Source organism: Actinomadura syzygii (assembly GCF_008085905.1).
Classification (GTDB): Bacteria; Actinomycetota; Actinomycetes; order Streptosporangiales; family Streptosporangiaceae; genus Spirillospora; species Spirillospora syzygii.
In genome coordinates, this window is the sequence record NZ_VSFF01000016.1 from 95,192 (window position 1) to 114,008 (window position 18,817).

Annotated in this window: 16 protein-coding genes; all 16 read right to left on the reverse strand. The window is 66.7% G+C overall.

Annotation, left to right across the window (positions count from 1 at the left end; all coding sequences use genetic code 11):
- Positions 1-59: 59 nt before the first annotated feature.
- The 16 genes from FXF65_RS37320 to FXF65_RS37395 all read right to left on the reverse strand — a co-directional run bounded on the left by FXF65_RS37320 (position 60) and on the right by FXF65_RS37395 (position 18,766).
- A complete protein-coding gene (locus FXF65_RS37320) occupies positions 60-1,739 on the reverse strand; it encodes a vWA domain-containing protein (RefSeq protein WP_148354830.1) in 1,680 nt (559 codons plus the stop codon).
- A gap of 41 nt (positions 1,740-1,780) precedes the next feature.
- Positions 1,781-3,028, reverse strand: coding sequence for an AAA family ATPase (locus FXF65_RS37325; protein WP_222868943.1), 1,248 nt, complete (start codon positions 3,026-3,028; stop codon positions 1,781-1,783).
- Positions 3,029-3,081: 53 nt separating this feature from the next.
- Positions 3,082-4,122, reverse strand: a complete 1,041-nt coding sequence (locus FXF65_RS37330) for a hypothetical protein (RefSeq protein WP_148354832.1) — start codon at positions 4,120-4,122, stop codon at positions 3,082-3,084.
- 87 nt (positions 4,123-4,209) lie between these two features.
- Positions 4,210-5,196: a hypothetical protein gene (locus FXF65_RS37335; protein ID WP_148354834.1), complete on the reverse strand. Its 987-nt coding sequence runs from the start codon at positions 5,194-5,196 to the stop codon at positions 4,210-4,212.
- A gap of 1,024 nt (positions 5,197-6,220) precedes the next feature.
- The gene (locus FXF65_RS37340) at positions 6,221-6,748 is read right to left on the reverse strand and encodes a hypothetical protein (RefSeq protein WP_148354835.1); all 528 of its coding nucleotides are present in this window, start codon (positions 6,746-6,748) and stop codon (positions 6,221-6,223) included.
- Positions 6,749-7,551: 803 nt separating this feature from the next.
- The gene (locus FXF65_RS37345) at positions 7,552-7,917 is read right to left on the reverse strand and encodes a hypothetical protein (RefSeq protein WP_148354836.1); all 366 of its coding nucleotides are present in this window, start codon (positions 7,915-7,917) and stop codon (positions 7,552-7,554) included.
- Between the two features lie 220 nt (positions 7,918-8,137).
- The gene (locus FXF65_RS37350; RefSeq protein WP_148354837.1) at positions 8,138-8,956 is read right to left on the reverse strand and encodes a hypothetical protein; all 819 of its coding nucleotides are present in this window, start codon (positions 8,954-8,956) and stop codon (positions 8,138-8,140) included.
- A complete protein-coding gene (locus tag FXF65_RS37355) occupies positions 8,953-9,771 on the reverse strand; it encodes a DUF6292 family protein (RefSeq protein WP_148354838.1) in 819 nt (272 codons plus the stop codon). Before FXF65_RS37355 ends, FXF65_RS37350 begins: the two co-directional genes overlap by 4 nt.
- A complete protein-coding gene (locus FXF65_RS37360; RefSeq protein ID WP_148354839.1) occupies positions 9,771-10,226 on the reverse strand; it encodes a hypothetical protein in 456 nt (151 codons plus the stop codon). The genes FXF65_RS37355 and FXF65_RS37360 overlap by 1 nt, the downstream gene beginning before the upstream one ends.
- Before the next feature lie 620 nt (positions 10,227-10,846).
- Positions 10,847-11,041 carry a hypothetical protein gene (locus FXF65_RS37365; protein WP_148354841.1) on the reverse strand — a complete coding sequence of 65 codons (195 nt, stop codon included), beginning with the start codon at positions 11,039-11,041 and terminating at the stop codon, positions 10,847-10,849.
- Between the two features lie 242 nt (positions 11,042-11,283).
- Positions 11,284-11,676 (reverse strand): hypothetical protein, encoded by a 393-nt coding sequence (locus FXF65_RS37370; protein ID WP_148354843.1) that lies wholly within the window; start codon positions 11,674-11,676, stop codon positions 11,284-11,286.
- 105 nt (positions 11,677-11,781) lie between these two features.
- Positions 11,782-13,416: an SNF2-related protein gene (locus tag FXF65_RS37375; RefSeq protein ID WP_148354845.1), complete on the reverse strand. Its 1,635-nt coding sequence runs from the start codon at positions 13,414-13,416 to the stop codon at positions 11,782-11,784.
- Positions 13,417-13,633: 217 nt separating this feature from the next.
- On the reverse strand, positions 13,634-14,305 hold the full coding sequence (locus FXF65_RS37380) for a hypothetical protein (RefSeq protein WP_148354847.1): 672 nt from the start codon (positions 14,303-14,305) through the stop codon (positions 13,634-13,636).
- Positions 14,287-14,631 carry a VRR-NUC domain-containing protein gene (locus tag FXF65_RS37385; protein WP_187412732.1) on the reverse strand — a complete coding sequence of 115 codons (345 nt, stop codon included), beginning with the start codon at positions 14,629-14,631 and terminating at the stop codon, positions 14,287-14,289. Before FXF65_RS37385 ends, FXF65_RS37380 begins: the two co-directional genes overlap by 19 nt.
- Before the next feature lie 312 nt (positions 14,632-14,943).
- Positions 14,944-15,306, reverse strand: a complete 363-nt coding sequence (locus FXF65_RS37390; RefSeq protein ID WP_148354849.1) for a hypothetical protein — start codon at positions 15,304-15,306, stop codon at positions 14,944-14,946.
- A gap of 151 nt (positions 15,307-15,457) precedes the next feature.
- A complete protein-coding gene (locus FXF65_RS37395) occupies positions 15,458-18,766 on the reverse strand; it encodes a hypothetical protein (protein ID WP_148354851.1) in 3,309 nt (1,102 codons plus the stop codon).
- Between the last annotated feature and the right edge of the window lie 51 nt (positions 18,767-18,817).

Below are 18,817 nucleotides of genomic sequence, written 5' to 3' on the forward strand. Positions count from 1 at the left end.
GCGTCGGCGCCCGGCGGCACCGCTCGAAGAGTCGGGCGGCGCCGCCGTGGGGAGGGTGATCAGGCGACCATGCCGAGCAGCCGCTGGTGGATCGCCGGATCGATGTGCTTCATCCGCTGCGCGAACTCCTTGGCGTTGCTGACCATGTCGTTCCAATCCATGGCCGAGCAGGGCGCGTAGTAGATGTTGGGGGGATGCTCCTCGCGCGTACTCGGTGGAGACCACTCGAAGTCGGTGATGACCAGACTCAGCCGGCGTTTCCGGCTCGGGCTGGCGCCGATGTAGTCCCAGATCTGCTTGTACTCGGTCCCGCCGGTGACTTTCGGCACCTTCCGGAATTCCTTCCAGATCTGGGTGACCGACTTGTTCTCCACCCTGAGCAGCGTCTCCTGCGAGAGGATGTGGCTGAAGGAGTTGAAGTACAGGTTGACGTTGAGTCTCTTGGCGATCCGGATGAGCATGAGCACGGCCTCCTGGTAGTTGGCCTCGCTGATCGACCCGGAAGTGTCGACGTAGACGTGCAGGTCGGGCATGTACTCGACCGAGGTGATCCGGCCGGGCTTGTTGTAGTCGTCGGGGTCGCGGCGGTTGGTCTTGAGGAAGGTCGTCTTGGACTTTCGGAAGACGTTCTGCGACCGGTTGACCTTGCCCATTCGTCGCAGCACCCGGGTGATCGCGCCGAAGAGGTTGATCTTCGACGGCGGCTGCCTGCGGAACTTCACCTGGGCCGAACGGCTGCCGGGCCTGCCGGGCTGCTGCTTGGCGGCGATGGCCTGCGCGCGGGCGGTGGCCCGCTGCAGGGTCGTCAGCTTTGTCAGGTTCCGGTGCGAGACGACCTTGATCGGCGAGGTCAGGGACCGGTTCAGGAGCTTCCACTCCTTGGTCACCTTGGACGCGCTCGCTCGGGCATGGGCCTCGGCGTTGACCAGGACCAGCGACCGTGGGCAGAACAGTTCGCCGACGGTGAACGGCAGGACGCCGACGACGTCGGTGCTCGCCTGCCGTGCCGCACGCTGCTGTTGGACGTAGGTCATGAGCATGTGGATGACGAGCCGCGCGAACGAGAACTCTTGGTTGCCCTGTGTGTCGTCCTGTCGCAGCAGCAGCGATTCGGTGAGCCCTGTGAGCGAGAGGTTCGCGAAATCGCCGAGCAGCTTGGTCGTGTCCGGCGGTAGGGCGGAGCTCATCGCCTGCGTCTGTCGGCCCAGCCATTGCTTGAAATCGTCGAATGCGGCGTTGGACTGGAACCAGAACCCGAGGGTGTTCGGGTGGTAGGTGTAGGCCAGGCTCGCAAAGAACGCCTCACCGTCGCCAGAACCCGACAGCAGGCTCTTGGCCGCTGGGATGACGTCGTCGCGGGCGGTGTAGATCACCGAGGGGCCGGGCGCGGGCATCTTGTACCGCCGCCCGGCCTGGACGGCGAACAGCTCGCCCACTGGCAGCGGCGTCGCCTGGTCGAAGTCGACCAGGGTCTGCCCGAGAAGTTCCTTCATCGTCTGCTCCGCAGCCGGATCGGCGGTCGCGCCGAGGCAGTGCATGAGCAGAGCGCCGATGTCGCCGGTGATGTCGTTGCCCTGGGCGTCGGCCATCGCGACCGGAGCACCGGGGTTGAGCGGCGTGCGCAGCGGATCGACGATGGCCGACTCGATCGCGGGCAGCGGGTCGTAGTCGCCCTTGCAGGTGATCGTGTGCACGGCATCGAGCACGGCCGGTTTCTGGTTGGTGACGGTGATCGTCATGGCTGAGTCGCCCTCCTCTTAGAGGTGCGTGGTCGTCGTGGTCACAGGAACGCCGAGAGCATCGGCTTGACCGCTTCGGCCACGGCCGCGCCACTGTTGAGGAAGGCCTCGACGTTGTGGGTGTCGGCCTGTTGGGCGGAGACCATCTCGAACAACGTCCGAGTGTGAGCCGCCTCGATCTGGCGGGTCGCCTCGGCCAGCTGTTCGATGAGGCGGGTGTTGTCCGCGTGCTCCTTGAGCGCGTAGAGCAGCGATCCCGACTTCTCGGTGTCGGTGAGGTTGCCGATGACGTCGGTGAGGTCGGTGATCGTCGCGGCTGCCTTGAGGTCGGCGTAGCAGTTGGGCTGTGGCACGACGACGTGGTGGGCCGCGGCCTGGCCGTTACCGGAGGCGAGATCCTCGGCGATGGTGGAGACGACCTGCACGGCGAAGGAGGTGTTGCCGACGTGCGACTCGACGACCTCGTTGAGGACGGAGGTCTCCCGGTCGCCGATCGTCGTCTGCATGGCCAGGTATCGGCCGAGCTGGTTGCGATCGGTCTTGTTCAGCCAGCGGGACAGGTTCTCGATCGTGCGCGGCGTGGTGAGCTGGTTCATCTCCTCCCCGGACTCGAAAAGGTCGGCGAAGCTCGCGGTGTCGGCGTCGTCATCGTCATCGTTGCCGTCGGCGGTGATGATGGTCGGCGTCGCCTTTTGGAAGACGAGGTTGGGGAATTTGGTGAGGACCGTTTTCACCCAGGGGTTGAGCTCGTTGCCGAGGATCTGGATGAGGGTCTGGGCCTCGGGCTCCACGCGGTAGATCGAGAAGCGCGACAGGCTCGCCTCGTCCAATGTGGTGACGTTGCCCTTGTCATTGCCGGCGACGAGGATGCGCACGTTCTTTGGCAGCTCGACGTGTCCCATGCGGCGCAGGGTCACCAGCGTCAGTGCGCCGGAGGTGACGTCGGCGGTGGTCCGGTTGATCTCGTCGAGGAACAAGATCGGCCATTCGCGCTGGTTCGCCTCGGCGTAGTCGATGCAATCCTGGATCACGTGGTGCGGGTAGAAGACCTGCTTGAACGAGCCGTTCTCGGTCGGCACCAGGCGCGCGCCGGTGAGGTCGGCCTTGTCGGCGAGTTGGTTGCAGGGCAGGACGAACGCCTGTGTGCTCATCTCGTAGGCGAGGCTGGCGACGAAGGAGGACTTGCCGATGCCCGGCTCTCCCATGAGAGCGGGAACGATGCCCATCTCAAGGTCCTGACGAATGACTTCCTTGAGGGTGTCGTTGAAGCGCATGATGTCTGCCGCCATTTCTGCTCGTGGATGTTCGGTCGTGAAGACAGGTGCGGGTGCCGGCGATGGGCTCAGGTCCGGTCGGCATGCGGTTGCCGGCCAGCGATCATGGCTGCGGCGCGATCGAGCAGGTATTGCCTGCCGTTGCGGCGCTCGTTGTGCTTGGGGCGCGCGGGCAGAACCTGTACGGCCGCCTGGTAGAGCAGCCAGGCCTTATCACTGGCCGAGTACGACAGGCCGAAGTTGATGTGCTGGGCGAGGTGGCCCAGCATTTCTCGGTAGAGGGCGTTGAGGACGGAGAATTCCCAGCGGGAGGTGTCGCCGTGGAAGTCTTCGATCGTCTTCAGCCGTGGCTCGACGACGGTGATGGTCTGCTTGACGATGCGTTCGGCCATCGCGATATCGGGAACCTCGAGGGTCGTGCGGATCGTGCTCGCCACGGCTGCGCAGGCGCGAGCCTTCTCGGCCAGGGCGGCGTAGACCTCGGCTACCGAGGTGAGTCGTTGCTCGGCTGGTGCTGATGCCAGGCCAGGCGCGACAGTGGGGACGCCCTCAGGCACGGGGCGGCGTGTGAAGGTCACCCAGTGGTCGAGCAGGATCTCGTACCAACCGTGCTCCTCCCGCAGCACCCGCTTGCCGGCGGCCACCGGCAAGTCCCGGAAATTCGCCGGTATCGGCGCGATCACGTGAAAGCCTCGGCCCGACATGGACAACTCCGCGTAGACAACCTCCGGTAGCGCCAGCAGCTCGGCCGAGAGCTCGGCCGGGCAATCGGGTTCGATGTCGATGACGAGGACACCGTCGGTCTGGGCTCTGAGGTAGTACGCGACGTTGGCCGCGTTCGGCATCCTCTCGGTGAGTTCCTCGAGGGTGACGAGGCAGAGGTCGTCGAGGGACCAGGCCCCGCGCAACCGGCGGCCGGAGGGGTCGGCGCCGTCGAGCAACTGGCGCATGTCGATGGGCGCTTTGCGCGTGCTCTTCGGGCCGCCGGGGTCGCCCAGGTCGTCGGCCAGGCAGCCCGAGATGGTCCACCGGGGCACCTCGGACAGCATCGCGATCACCGGGTTGGTGTAGAAATCAGGGAACCACGCGCGGGGATCGACGATGCTCATCAGGATCCTTCAGGCAAGGACAGTCGGTGGAAAGGCCCGGCCCCCGCACCGGCGCGCGATACGAGGGCCGTGTCATCGGTGCCGGGCTCAGCGTCCGGGGGTGATTCCGGCCTGCTGGGCGGCCGGGGAGTCCTCCCAGGGGTTGTCGGGACCGGCGGGGGCGGGCGGAGCGCCGACGGCCGAGCCGGCGTTTCTGAGCGACTCGTTCTCGGCCATGAGCCGGGCGAGCTTGTCCTCCATGGACTCCTCCTGTGGCACCGCAGGAGCGGCGGTCGGCGGCGGCACCGCACCCTGCTGTATAGGCGCGGCCTGCACCTGAGGCGCCCGAGGCTGCGCCACCGGTGCGGGCTGCGCCGTAGGAGCCTGGGCGGGCTGGGCCTCCTGGGGCTGCGGCACCGGCACTCCGGCCGGAGCCGGAAGGGCGAAGCCGTTCTCGTCGATGACGGTGCCTTCGGGAGCAGCCGCAGGCTGAGAGGACTGGTCGTTCACAGCGCCCTGGCGGGCCGGGATCGGCTGCGGAGGAACGGCGAAGACGATGCCGCGTGCGGCCAACTCCTCGGTGTTGGCGTTCGAGGTGTAGTAGCGCACCGGTTCGTTGACGATCACCTGGTCCAGCGACAGGCCCCGGTTGCTGTAGCCCTTGGGCTTGTACACCCGCATCACGAGCGTGACGTCGAGGCCGCTGGCCAGCTCATGACCGGAGTCGTCCTGCATGACCTGCCCGGCGGTGTCGGTGGGGATGGCGATGACCGGCAGGGTCTGGCCCTTGGAGTCGATGGAGTAGTTGAGCCCGGTCTCGGGGTGCTTCTTGGAGCTGTAGCGGCGCTCGGCGACGAACTGCTCCTCGATGGTGGGGCTCGCCGGATCCTTCGGCACCACCTCCGCCTGGGTGATCGTCGCTGTGGTGTGCGGCTTGCCGACGGGGTTCATCCCGTTCTGGGCACGGCGGACGTCGGAGGCCTGGAGCTCAGCGCCGTCGATCAGGCGGGTGAGGCGGGCGAAGCCGAGCTTTCCGCGGATGAGGACGACCTCGCCCTCGGTCAGCTGGTCTGCTGAGACAGAGTAGTTGGCCATGGCGATGCTCTTTCCGTGAGCTTTCATATGTCTATTATGGGTCCATTGAGAATCAAGTCTACTAGCCCTCTACTGCCGTCTCGTCAAGATCGCCTCGCTTATGAGTAGCATAGACAGGCAGGTCATTTGAATGAGCGAGGATGGCATTGCCGCGAGGAAGCTGAAGAGAGGGCGGACACGATCAACAGGCCTGATCCGGATGCTCTCTCGGCCGACTCGCTGGCGACGGCGGTCAGAGTCACACGGAGTGGACCCATGGGTTACGGCAAAGGGCCGGACTGGTGGCAGGGGTCACGGCCGTCGGCGGCGGCATCTTCGTCCGCTGGGGCCTGGTCCACACGCTTGGCGGCGACGGCATCGTCTCGGCGTTTGCGGAAGGACGAGCCCGGTTATCAGGCCCCCCTCCGGTCGGAATCCCGACCTTGGTGGCTTTGCGGGCAAGGGCAGGACGCATGACACCGGTCGCGGCGCCCACCAGGGCGACGGTTGCACCGATGACGGCGATCGGGCCGGGGATGCAGAACCCACACCCAAAGAGAAGGTCCACATCACTGTCCTCGCTCAGCGGTGCGAGCTTGGCGAACCTTCCGGTGGCTCGTCGGCCCGTCCGTGGTCGTCGGCTCAGCCGCGCCACGAGACAGCACCCGGGACCGACGTCAGTCGGTCCGCTCCCCCGTCCTCTGCCCACAGACACCCCCGGCGCCTCACCCGGGAGGTCGGCCGGTGCCCGGTCCAGCGCCCTGCTCGTCCGTTCGTCGACGACGGATGCCCGCCCCTCATGTTCTGGCGTTCGACTCCGACGATCGCCCCCGTCCGGCACCGGATTCAGGGCGGTTCGTTGTGAGCGATCCCGCTTTGCGCTGGGGCCCTGCTCCATCGCGGGTGAAGCACGGGCCGCGGTCGGGCATCTGTTGATGGTCGACATGCGAGATCCCGCTTTCCGTCGATGGGCGGTCGGAGAAGCGAGATCAGCCCCGTCAGCGCTCGTACGCCGACGGGGCTGATGTCCTGCGGGGGGCTGTGGCTACGGCTTGCCCGGCGGATCGATGTCTGGCTGGTCCGCGACGGATGTTTCGGGGGCCATGAGGCTCTCACCGAAGAGGAAGCACCTTGCCTCGCCGTCTTTGACCATGTCCTGCAGATGGGCGACGACGATTGTCTTCTGAGTCTTTCGGCGATCTGCGTCGGCGTCGTAGGCCCGCAGCGCGTTCATGGCGATGATCCACCCGTCCTCCCCGACCTGGTCGAGATCGGATACCGCGGGGACGACGGGGCGGGTGGGGCGGTGGCTGAACTCGGGAGCGAGGTCGAGGCCGCCTCCGTCGTCGTTGCAGATCGTTTCGACACCGAGCCGGGCCCCATTGCCGCCGAAGGCCGTGAGGACCATGTGATCGGGCCGGCTGGAGCTGTCGACGTGGACGAAAGCAATGCGCTCGTCGTTGAGGAACATGGTTCGGGCCATCTTGTCGTTCACACGGGAACGCGCCTCATAGCAACGCATGGCGTTCCAGGCTTGGTCGAACCCGGTGACGCTCTCAGAGGTGGGCTTCATCGACGCTCCTTGTCGTGGTTCGTTCGGGCAAGGCCAGCGATGATTCATCGGAGGAGCTTGCGCGGGCATGTGGCTCCTGACCTCGTCGGCCTTTGCGACCGGCCATGAGTGTCGGGATCATTTTTGGCATGTAGGTTCACACGGAAACCAGACGGTGTTCACGGCGGCTCACCCAAGACGGTGACCTGATGTGCCGGTGAACGGCGCAATAGACGCCGGCCTTCGCAGCGGTCCGCGAGCGATCGCGATCTGGGCAACACCAGCTTGCGGGTTCGAAAGTCGATAGTGCTTGCGTCATCGACGACGCGCAACGAGGCTCCCGGCGCTAGAGGTATGGCCATCCTTCCTGGAGCACGCAGACAGATAGGGCTGGCGCTCAGGAATTCAGTCAGCATGGTTCGTACTGTAAAGGGGGCAGTGTCAATCGCGTTGTCACACCGGAAGGCCACCGAAACCCTCTTTTGAGGGTGCCGGTTCGGGCCGCAGGAGAGTGGTGCGTCAACTGGCGCGGAGTAGAACGCGGGGCGTCGGGGTCGCTGCCCACATCGCCTCCAGCCGCTACGCCGACATCGCGCGGTTCGGCGCCGACGGCGCGTGGTCCCGCGGGAGCGGACGGCGCCGAGCGAGCACTGAACGGGTTGGGCCCCACCGCCGAAGTGAGGACCGAAACGTCGTCGTACTGAGCGCCTGAGGTTGAGGCGGTCCTGCCTGGCGGTCTCTTCGAGTGAAGTCGGCCGCATCCGTGTGGGCGGAGACTGGTGCGCGACGTCATGCTTCGACCTCTCGGTGGGAGGCCGGTGCGTTCAGCAGTCGAGCAACTCGCACACGGGGCAGATCGGTGCGCTCGTCCTGGGAGCGGCTGCGATTGTCCAGCCGCATAGACTGCGGTCGTGCGAGCCGTCACTGATGTGCTTGTATCCGGCTTCCTTGTTCCTGATCCGTGCGCGGGCGTCGATCATTTCGTCGTCTTCTGCAAAGGAGATGCTGGTGATGCCGAGTGGGGCCAGGTTCGCTGCGATGCTCGATTGGAGCGTCGCGACCATCGGATCCTCGTCGCCATTATCATTGTTCGACTCGGTGAAGGTGTAGGTCGGTTGACTGGGTTGGGCCGGAGGCTCGGGACTGCGGTGGCGTTTCCGCGCGCCGGGGTTAGGAGCGAAGTCGCGCACGGAGGTTTCCTCCTCGGCTGGATCGATGAGCAGTCAGGTCTCAGATGCGCTCGGTCTATTAATACTGATGACACGGGCAAAGCGCGTGCCGGGTGCCGGAGGGCCGCATCGCAGCGGTCATACTCGGTCCTCTCAGGTTAGTCGGCCGCAGCCCGCCGTAGACCTTCGTGGGTCGAAGCTTCGCGGGCGCGAACGCCTACGACTCACGTCCTCAAGCGAGCTACATCTGTGAGATGATCCGGTCTGCGATCTCGCCCATGATCACCGGGTCGGCAGTACCGAGCCTGTTCAGCTCCGCATCGAACAGAGCAGCCAGTCGGTCCCAAAGCCGAGCTCGCTCATTGTCCGCCGCCTGCACGCGATCACTTTGCTCTTTTTTAGGTGCCATACCACTGTGACGGTGCGGAAGAGCGGCCAATGCGTTGTCGAACTCCCGCTTGGCCTTGGTGTACGCCACGTCACGTTGTCCCAATGCCGAGATCGCGCGAAACCGTGCGACACCAGGATTCTTCGTCCCTAGATCCATCAGGCGCTCCTTCGCCTCGGAGTCAAGTATCCGTGCAACTATTTCATTCGCTCTTTTTTGGGCTCGAAATGGCCCCGGGAACTTTCCAGGGGCCTGATGTCTGGCCTGTTGGATGGCAATCTCGTCGGACGTAGGTCCCATGCGCAGTCGTTTTGTCCCTGGTCCAAATCTCCGTGACCGCCTTGTCGACGGGTTCGCCGCACAGCTTGCAGTCGGTGCCCGGTTCCAGCCGGGCTCATACCGGCATGAGCCGTATCTCTCGGGTGTCGGGCCGCGGCGGGCGTGGATCTCCAGGCCCGCAACGACGCCGAGCGATTCCGACTTGCGGACGGCAGCGGCCAGGTCGTGGGCCTCGGTGGCGAACGCGCCGTCGGGACGCTGGCCGAGTCGGACGACCTCGGTGAGTTTGGCGGCGGCCGCACGAGAGGCGGCCTCGACCAGCGCCGCCGCCTCGTCCTTGGTGAATTGGACGGCGACGGCACCGGTCGGAATCGCGTTCTGCGCGACGGTCATCGGATTGCCTGGGCGAGGGCCGCGTCCATCCAGTGTGACGTGTCGTACTTGGGTAGCGCTCGGGTGAGCGCGTGGGGGCTGTTCAGCCACGAGCGTGCCCGGCCGGCGACCTCGGTGGGGCTCGGGACGGGCCCGGCGGCCAGATAGCGGATCGTGCTGGGGCGGATCCTGCCTCGGTGTTTCATCGCGATCCGCCACCCGGCGGCTGGCGTCCAGTCCATGACGGGCTGCCGGACGGCCGAGACCGGGTCCAGATCGATGAGGAGCAACGGCCCGTGCTCGTCGGAAAGGTTGTCGCGGACGCCGAGTCCGGCGGCCATCAGCGCGTCGATCACGGCGTCGAGGTAGGTGGTCAGCGGGGTGTACTCCTCCGGTCCCTTCTCAGGCGGCTCGTCCTCGACGACCGGGGCCCGGGAGGGGGGTGCTGTGCACGGGTCGATCGCGGCTGCGAGCGCGGGGCGGGCGGTGTCCCGCTCGGCCTCGATCTGCCGGACGTGCGTCGCGCGTCGGCGGCGTTCGTCGGCGACGATCCGCTCGCGCTCGGCGACGTGGTCGCGGATCATCTTCGCGGCCTTCTCCGCGGCGGCCGTCGTGGAGGGCGGGCGGTTGCCCGGCATCACGCCGATCAGGACCGTGTAGGCCCCCGTGAGGTCGCGGCGGGCGGAGTCGCCGTCGGCCTCGGCGAGGCGGAGCGCGTCGCGAGCGGCGTCGAGCTCGGCGAGCAACTCCCGGGCGTAGACGTCTCCCGGGGTGTCGTTGCCCGCCGCGGCGTAGGCGAGGTACTCGCGGATCTTGGCCTCACGCTCGGCGATCATCACGCGCCTCCGGCGGGGACATACGTCGCGCCGTAGTCGCGGGCGTAGGAATCGGCAGCGGTCTCGATGCTGCCGCCGCCCCACAGGTCACTGGCGATGCAGCACACCTTGCCGAGGTGGCCGTCGCGCCGCTCGATCACAGCGAACTGGCCGACCGCGCCCCGTCCCACGCCCAGACGCGGCCAGATGCGGGCGGTGATCCGCTCGACGGTGATCGTGTGCCCGGCCAGGTCCGGCCGGACGACGACCGTGTCAGGACGGCTGGCGGGCGGCGCGGGGGCCAGTAGGCGCGGCTGGACGTCACGCTCGTCGCCAAGGACGGTGAGGATGCGGGCAGTGGTGTAGCGGCGGCCGGGGCCGGGCGGGGTGAATCCCGCCAGGACGACGGGCTCGGCGGCGAGTCCGGCGAGCAGAGGCGCGCCGACGGGCAGGGCGCGCAGGTCGGCAAGCTTCATGATCGTTCCCCTAAGTATGTCGGCGGTCCCGGAGGGCCGGTATGGCCGGGGGTCGTTTGCGCCTGGGATGGCTTGAGAGGAGCCCGCCAGGTCCCCCGCGCTCGGGCCGCTTTGGGGGCTGCAGAGATATCGCAGACTAAGAACCTGGTGGCGAGTGCTCCGTGGACCACGACGATCCGGGTCATCCCGGAACGGAGCAGGGCGGTTGAGCGAGCCGAGGACACAGATCTGGGTGGGCGTCGACGCCGGCGGGGGCCAGCACTGGCAGGCTGCCCTCGACGATGAGGGCGCTACGACGCCCTCCCGGAAGGTCCCCAACGACCAGCGCGGATTCTTGAGATGATCGCCGCCGACCGGGCAGTCGACCAGGCGCCGTCGGCGGTGGACTCTTCCGGGAGGCGGCCGCGCTGCTGTTGGCGCTGCGGGTCGCGCAGGACCAAACCGGCGACCCCCAACAGCCCCGCCCCCGGGTCGGCACCGCCGACCCCACTCGAATCGCTGCCTCTCCGCAGAGACGGGATGAAGCCACCAGCCCACGGGCGATGTTTGCTTCCACCGCCCAACGTCGTGGCCCGTGCACCGACCCGCCGCCCAGGCGAGGGCCTCGCCGAAACGCTTCTCTAGGGCGACACCTCGCCTTTGCACCACCGCGGTATCTCCTCGGCCGGCAGCGCGCGCGGCAAGGCGCGGGAGAAGCAGAACCTTCCGAACTTCGCCATGATCTGGTTGCTGGTGATTTGCGGGCAGAGCTCGCCGACCTGTTCGGCGGCGCGGCGGGCGGCCAGCCCCCAGGGATGACCGACGCACTGATCCACAGAGAGAGTGCTAAATGTCCTCAGCGCGGCTCTTGGCGGAGCCGGACTCATGGCCGGGTGGCTCCTCGGCGGGCAGCATGGTGCTCTGGGTTGTCTTCGTGCTCCGCTCCTGCTGGTACAGGCGGAATTCTGCGCAGTCCCACCCGTGTTGGGAACACCAGCCGTCGGCGCCGACCCTGCAGTTTCCCATCGGTCTTCTCCTTCGTATGGCCGGATAGGCGCCTGGGCGCGAAGGACCGGTACTAGGCCGACCTCTTGCCGCAGTCTTCGATGACCGACCGGGCACCCTTCGGGCCTAGGGCGTCGATCAGATAGTCGATCTGGACCGCCAGACCACCGTTGTTCACCTCAGAGGCTCGCTGGCTTGCGGTCTCATGCACCGCTTCGTCGAGGTCCTCGGGAGTCAACTCTCGCCCCTCGGCAAGCGCCACAAGGTCAAGTCCCGCCAGCACGTCCTTGATCTGCTCGTCGGTCGGGCATTCGTCGAACGACTCGTCGGTCAGCTCGTCGTGGCTTTCGGCGTCGAGGATGTCGAAGCTGCGGCGGCTGGTGCCTTTCCAGGTGATGCACCGGATCACCACGTGATGGTCGGCGATCGTGCGTTCTCCGACGATGTCTTCGTGGGCCTTGTTCATGGCACCCTCCATGTGTTCGGACTCGGTGTGGCGGTGGTGCAGGAACGATGTGCCGAGGCCGGGGTGAATCCTCAGCGGACTGCGGAGGCGCAGCCCGGTGAGGATTCACAACCGCTCGTGCCAGAGCTGGTTGAGGTCGTCGTTGGTCTCGCCCGCGAGTTCGGCGAGCAGGGCCGCGTCGAGCGTCTGGGACACGTTGACGGCCTGCATGAGATCGGCCTGGACTTCGGCCTTGGCGGAGAGCACGCCCGGCATTCGCATGTCCTGGGTGCCCAGTGTGAGCAGCCGGTGGATCGTCACCCGGCTTCGCTGGCCCGGGCGGTGGAGTCGGCCGTTCGTCTGCTGGTAGTGGTTCAGCGAGAACGGCACGGTGAACCAGACCAGGTGCGAACCGCCGTGCTGGAGGTTGAGCCCCGCGCCGGCCGAGGCCGGGTGGATGAGCATGACGGGGATCTCGCGCCTGTTCCAGCGGGAGACCATGTCCCGGGAGCCGTTGAATGCCTCGATTCCGAGGCCGGCCGCGGAGAGCTTGGCAAGCAGCTGCTCCTTGTCCGACTTGAACTGGTAGGCCACAAGGACCGGCTCGGGAGCGGCGCGGCGGATGATCCGTTCGGTGGCCCGGATCTTCTCGTCGTGGATGACCTCGTACTGCCCCGCCGTGCTCGGGTCGTCCGGGTCGGAGGTGTAGAGCGTGCCAGAAGCGAACTGCATGAGTTTGCTGGTGAGCACCGCCTGGTTGTCGGCGATGATCGACGCGACGGTCTGTGCGAGTTGTCCGTTCTCGTCGGTGTAGGTCTTGACGATGTCGAGGACGAGTTCGCGCTTGAAGTGCCGGTACGTCGTGAGGAGATCGGCGTCGAGGGTGATCTTGACGTCGTCGAGCACGGGCTCGGGCGGCATGATGACGCTGGTGTTCTCCGCGCTCATCACCAGGTGCGAGATCGCCCGGTGGATCTCTTGCTCCGCTCCGGCGTTGGGGATCCAGTCGACCGGGATGGTCTGACCGGGGAGCATCTTCGGGGTGAACCAACGCTCGCGAAATGCCGTGATGTTCGCGCCCAGGGCCTGGCCTTGGTCGAGCAGGAAGATCTGCGACCACAGGTCGTGCAGGCCGTTGGGGGCAGGCGCGCCCGTCAACTCGATGAGCCGAGTGATGGCGGGGCGGACCTTCGCCAGCGCCTTGAATCGGTTCGAGGCATGCGACTTGAACTCCTGCGCCTCGTCGATGATGACGGTTGGGAAGGGCCAGACGATCGTGTCGTGGCCGTTGATCTTCTGGATCGGCATCTGGTCGACGAGCCCGGTCTGGCAGTGCACGCAGGCTCGGCCTTTGGCGCCGAGCCCTTGGCAGTCAGCACAGGTCCGCCGCGGGGGCCTGGAGATCAGTTCCTGATTGATGAAGTACATCGTCGGGGGATCGGTAAAGACTCGCTGGAACAACTCGAGGCGCTTGGCTTTCGGCAGCTTGACGTCGCGCTCGTTGACGATGAGGGACTGGGTGCGGATGGGCATTTGCCAGGCGGCGATCTCGTCAAACCAGGTCGAGCGGGCGATCGCCACGGGCGCGATGACGAGGATGTGGCCCAGCGGGCGGATGCGCTGCAGCGCCGTGAGAGTGCTGAGCGATTTGCCGCCGGCGATCTCGATCCAGATGCCGGCGAACGGGTGGTCGACCATGAAGTCGACGGCCTGCTCCTGGTGCGGCATGAGCGACGGAGTCGGCGGCGAGGCGCTGATCATGTTGGTCATCGGAGGCGTCGAACCGGGTCGACTCCCTCCTTCCGTCGTCGTAGGCGGCTTGATTCGTTGCACGACGAACTCGGCCCATTGGGCGAGGAACGGGGTCGTTGCCTGAGGCTGAGCCATCGGCGCTGCACTCGCTGAGGCAGAGAGCGCCAATTCTCTTCCAGGGCATGTGGGCCGTCGTTCGTTTCATGGTCGGGTGGGCGGGTTTCGGTCAGACACCGAGGGCCTCCTTGAGCAGGGCGATCCGGGCTTCGGCCTCGTCGGCCCGGCGCTTTTCCCGGTCGAGTTCGGCCTGGAGCCCCTCAACCCGGGTGCTCAACTCGGCGATCCTGGGGTCCTCGCCCAGTGCTTCGCGGATCCGCCGGAGTGTGGCGGAGTCCTCGGTTCGGGGTAGCTCGGCGTCCGCGCGCGCAGTGCTGTTCATGGGGGCGATCTCCAGTGTCTCGGGCGGTGCAGCGGTGTACTCAAAGACGGTTTGGCCGGTCTCGTCTAGCCGTACGTCGATGACCGCGTCAGCGGGGAGATCGCACGCGCGCTCGTCGAGCCAGGAGGAGAAGGCAACCCCGTGATCGGCGAATGCCCGCGCTACGGTGATCCGCTCTGGTCGTCCGGCCGCGACCGTTGACGCCGATGCGTCGTTCCGGGCCGGGCGGTGCGCTGCCAGAAGGCGGCGCACTTGGGCACTGACATTCTGGGACGACCGGTTGCGCGAGCTCATGTTGGGCGGCACGGATGCGGTCTCATTGCTGTTGTTGCGCAGGATGCAGTGTCCCCTGCTCGAGATCCGGCCGGTGCAGCCCTGTGCGATCGCGTCGAGGATGAGTTCCTTGGCCCTCTGGTCAAAGACGGTGAGGTCCTTGCTCGTCAGCCGTCCGAAGGCCATGAGGTTGCTTTCTGGTCCGATCGCCGATGGGCAGCCAGATCGTCCATGAGCGCGTCAACGCCGGGGCGGTCGTCGACGACGTAGACATGGGCCCCGAAGCGGCGCATCTTGGCGTGCTGGCGAAGTTGGAGTCTGGTCGGTTCCACTCCCTGGCCTTTGACCTCGACGAAGACCGTGCATCCCGGTGTGATGACGATCCGATCGGGCACGCCGTCGTGGGCCGGCGAGACGAACTTCATGCAGAGGAAGCGGTGCTTACGGCACTGATCGAGCAGATAGTTCTCGATGACACTTTCAAGGACGGCGCCGCCTCTGGGCCGGATCATGATCCGACCCGGCTCTCGGTCGGGGGCGGGGTGGGCCAGTAGACGCCCCTGAGGTCATCGTTCTCGCACAGGATGACGTCGCGCAGGCCGTTCGATGTGTTGTCGACCGCGTAGACCCGATCCGGGCCGCTCTTCGGCGTACTGGGGGGCCCTCGGTGTCGGGCCTCGTTCATCGCCGCTCGAGCCTCGTCGGTGACGCGCGCACGTGACCCATCTGGCCATGCCCGGTATCGCGCGGCTTCCATCTGTTGTCGCTTTCTTCCTGGTCGTCGTCAGTGATGTCTGTCGCGGGCGCGTAGAGGTCGACGGCGATCAGTGCTCGGCGGAATCGTCGAAGCCGGGTTGGCCCTTCCTCGGCTGATTGCCGATGAGACCGAGATGCCTCAGCTTCCGCGGGCGGGTGCGGATGACGGCCCCGGACGCCTTGGGAGGATCCGGTTCGACGACAGGCAGCCGGTGGTGTCGGCTGATCAACTCGTGGCGGGTGAGCGGCCCGTGGGCGGGGGCAGGCTCCAGGACGGCGAGGCGGACCATGGAGGCACCGATAGCGGCCTTGTCCGCAGCCTCGTAGGAGGTGGCGCGGCCCTCGACCCCTACGGGCAGCGTGGCGTTCGACATGCTTTTCTCCTCCTTTTCGATGCTTGCCGGCCAGAGCCACAAGACTGCTTCGATCACCTCTCCGCCTCAGCTATGACGTGATTCTATTGCTTATGCCATGAGTGTGCGAATACATGTGCCGGGACCGCTTATAAAGTTGGCCTGTGCGATCCAACCTGGGTTTCCGATGCGTTCGAAAGGGCTGCCGGGTCCGCGCTGATGCGCTATCTCAGGCGTTCTTCCAGTTCTTGGTGAACGTCTCGGCGAGGATGTGTGTGTAGACCTCGAGATCGACGAAGTCGAGGAGCCGTACGAGACGATCCGGGTCGAGCGCGCGCAGATCATCGTTGCAGACGATCAGCGACCACGTCGGGTCGATGCCGTTGATCCGGCGGGTGACGACGTCTTGGTCCTCCGGTAGCAGCGTCAGGCCCTGCTGCCGGGCGGCCTGGCGGTCGGCGGCCCATCCGTGGGACATGAGGATCTTGACCGCCGTCGCGTCGCGCTCGACGGTCGCCAGGTCCGGGTCCTTCCGGCGCCGGGCTCGGCTGGCCGCAGGGACTTTCCAGGCACCGGCGTTGTGCAGGCTGACGGCACCTGGTGTTCCGGGGCGGACGATGAGGACCCTGTTGACCATCTGCAGGGGCCTGGCGCCGGTGATCGGGATCGTGTCCTGGGTCGTCGGCTCTCTCGTGCTGCCCGTGCTCGTGCTGCCCGTGCTCGTACCGACCGTGCTCGTAGGGGCGTTGATCGGGTCAGCGGCAAAGGGGTAGGTGATCGATCCCCGGGAGGCTGCGATGACGTTCTGGAACAGCAGCGCCGTGGTCACCGGGTCCTCGACGTCGAGCGCGTCGCCGAGGATCTTGCGCCCGAGGCTGGTGTCGAAGGGCTCGGACAGGGCCGCCTCTCCCCTGCTGGCCACGGTCTGCAAGTAGCGGGCCAGGGCGAGATCGATCACGGCGGGATGGGCCAGCGACTTGGTCGGGGTCGGGCCCGCGTGACAGGCGAGGGTGCCGCCGCTGGCGGCGTGGATCTTCTTGTCCGGCACGGCGACCGGCCCGGATTTCGGGTCGAGGAGTTCCAGGCGGTTGTTGGAGTCCTTGCTGATGAGGAACATCGGTTCGGGCTTGATCTCGACACCGATCGCCTCTTGCTGCTCGGCGAGCACGCGATTGTTGGTCTCGGCGTCGAATCCCGACGCGCCGTCGACGAGCGAGTACAGGCCGTCGGTGTTGGTCGAGATGATCCGCGCGCCGGCCAGAGTCTGGGCCTGTCCGATCCGCCAGCTGAAGAGCTGGCCGATGATGCGCATCGAGATGATCCGGTTGTTCATCCGGATCGGAGTCTCGTGCGCGGCGTCGCCCGCCCCGGAGGCGGCGTTGAGGATGAGCTTGGTCCCGGCGCGCAGCGTGGCGAGCCGGGCTTGCTCGTCCTCGGAGATGCCCGGCCGCTGCAGTTCCTGGCCGTAGCGTTCCTTGTCGAAGAAGATCCGCGCGTAACGGTCCTCGCCGAGTTCGGGGTTGTAGAAGGCCCGCATGTTGCGCAACAGGTTCGGGTAGTAGCTCGTGAAGTCCTCGTGGATGACGTGCCCTACCGAGGTGTGGGCGTATTTCGGGTGGAGCTTGGTCGACAGGTCGACCTCGCCGCGTCTGCCCTCGGGGTCCTGCGCGGGGAACAGCACCGGGTACTTCTTCGCCGGCTCGTCGCGGTAGGCGGCCGAGGTCGGCGCCGTCCTTGCCAGGACGGCCTTGCCGTCCAGGACACGGCCGTCGTCGAGCACGACGTCGAGTGCCTGGCTGTTGGGGCGCCGCGTTGCCAGCAGGTCCGCCGGGTCGGGCACGTGCGCCTGGGCGCGGGCGAGTTGCTCGGCCTGCTCGGGATCGTCCTTCTTCGGTTTGCGGTATTTCACCTTCTCGGGATCGGAACCGAGCAGCACCAGCCGTTTGTCGACACCGGTGCCGTCGGGCAGCGCGAGCAGGTTGTGCTGGCGTTTGGCCTCGGCGACGAAGTCCCCGGCGTGCGGGAAGACGCCGCGTGCGGTGACCAGCATGTCGAGGTGGTCGATGTAGGCGCCCTGCTCGCGGGCGAATACGGTCATGTCGGCCTCGGCGCCGTGGATGCCGCCGGTGGAGAAGGTCACAAAGCATGACGAGGGTGAGCCGTCGGCGAAGAAGTACGGCAGGTTGTTCGGCTCCTTGGGGATCTCCCCCAGCGTCTGCGCCGCACGCCCGTGGAGCTGGGCGTACCTGGCGGAGTCGTTGAAGTTCTGCCCCTCGATCGAGCGGTAGTAGTCGTAGACGCGGTCGAACCGGGCTCGGGCCGCCGGGTCGGCGATCTGCTCGTAGAAGAACGTCCGGCATTCTTCGAGCACGTTGACCTGGGCGATGCCCCGCTCGGCAGCCACCTCCTTGGCCGGATAGCGGAACGAGACCGCGTCGATGTCGTCGAGGGCGGCGTAGGGCGCGAGGATCCTGGCCACGAACTTCGCCGAGGACGAGTCGATGGTGAGCCGGTCCCGGCGTACCGTGCCGTTGCGGTTGAAGACCGTCTCGGAGTACTGCGCGAGCAGGCCGGCCTTGAGGTCGAAGGCGCTGGAGTAGGTCGGATGGGCGAACAGACGGGCCAGGCCAAGGCAGTCGGAGACGTTGTAGGCCAGCAGCTCGTACAGCTCGTCGGGGGTGGCGATGACCGTGTCGTGGCTGAGCTTTTCGGACTCCTTGATCTGGTGCCCGAGCATGCCGAGCAGCCGCTTGAGGCTCACCTTGACCTGCAGTTCGTTGAGACGGGCGACGTCGAGGTGCCGGCCGGAGTGGAGCATGGCCCGGCGGATCCTGCCGGCCGGGCTCTGCCAGCCAAGGTAGCCGGGCATGTAACTGCTGTGCTTGTCGGAGAAGAGGGCGTCGTTGTGCGCCCGCAGCGCAGCGGCCCTGACCGGCTGGAACGACGGGCGTACGGCCTCGGTGGCCCGAAGGAGTTGCTCGGCGTCGGCGCGATCCTGCGGCGTTCGGGCCTGCGCGAGCTGGCCGCGGGCGAGACCGACGCGGATCCGATGGTCGACGACGTCGGCGAAGACCTCGGACAGGTAGAGCGCGAACATCGTCGTGTCGTAGTTGAGCGAGTTGTACCCGGCGAGGTAGGGGTGCCGCGCCTGATCGAAACCCGGATCGGTGTCACAGACCGGACGCAGATCGGCCGGGTAGGACGAGGCTTGGCCGGGGTCGTTGACCTGTTCGGCGTCGGAGAGCCCGATCAGCCGGGCGAGCCGCAGATTGGCCCGCGGGGTCCGCAGATCGTGGTGGGCGATGCGCACCGCGGGCAGGCCGGGATTGCTTCCCTTGATCGCAGCGTCCAGGGCGCGCGCCTCGATGCCGCTCGCGAGCCGGTCGTCGTCGACGAGAAAGAACACCTCGAGTTCGTCGAGCCCCTCGCCGCGCCGCGGCGTGTAGGCGCAGACGCTGAAGACGTTCGACAGCGACTCGATGTCGTAGAAGGTGAACAGAGCCGACCCGGCCGTGACGGGTGTCCTCTCGGTCGCCATGATGGGGTCTCGCTTTCGGTCATTCGGGGAGGAGCACGCCTGTCTCGTCAG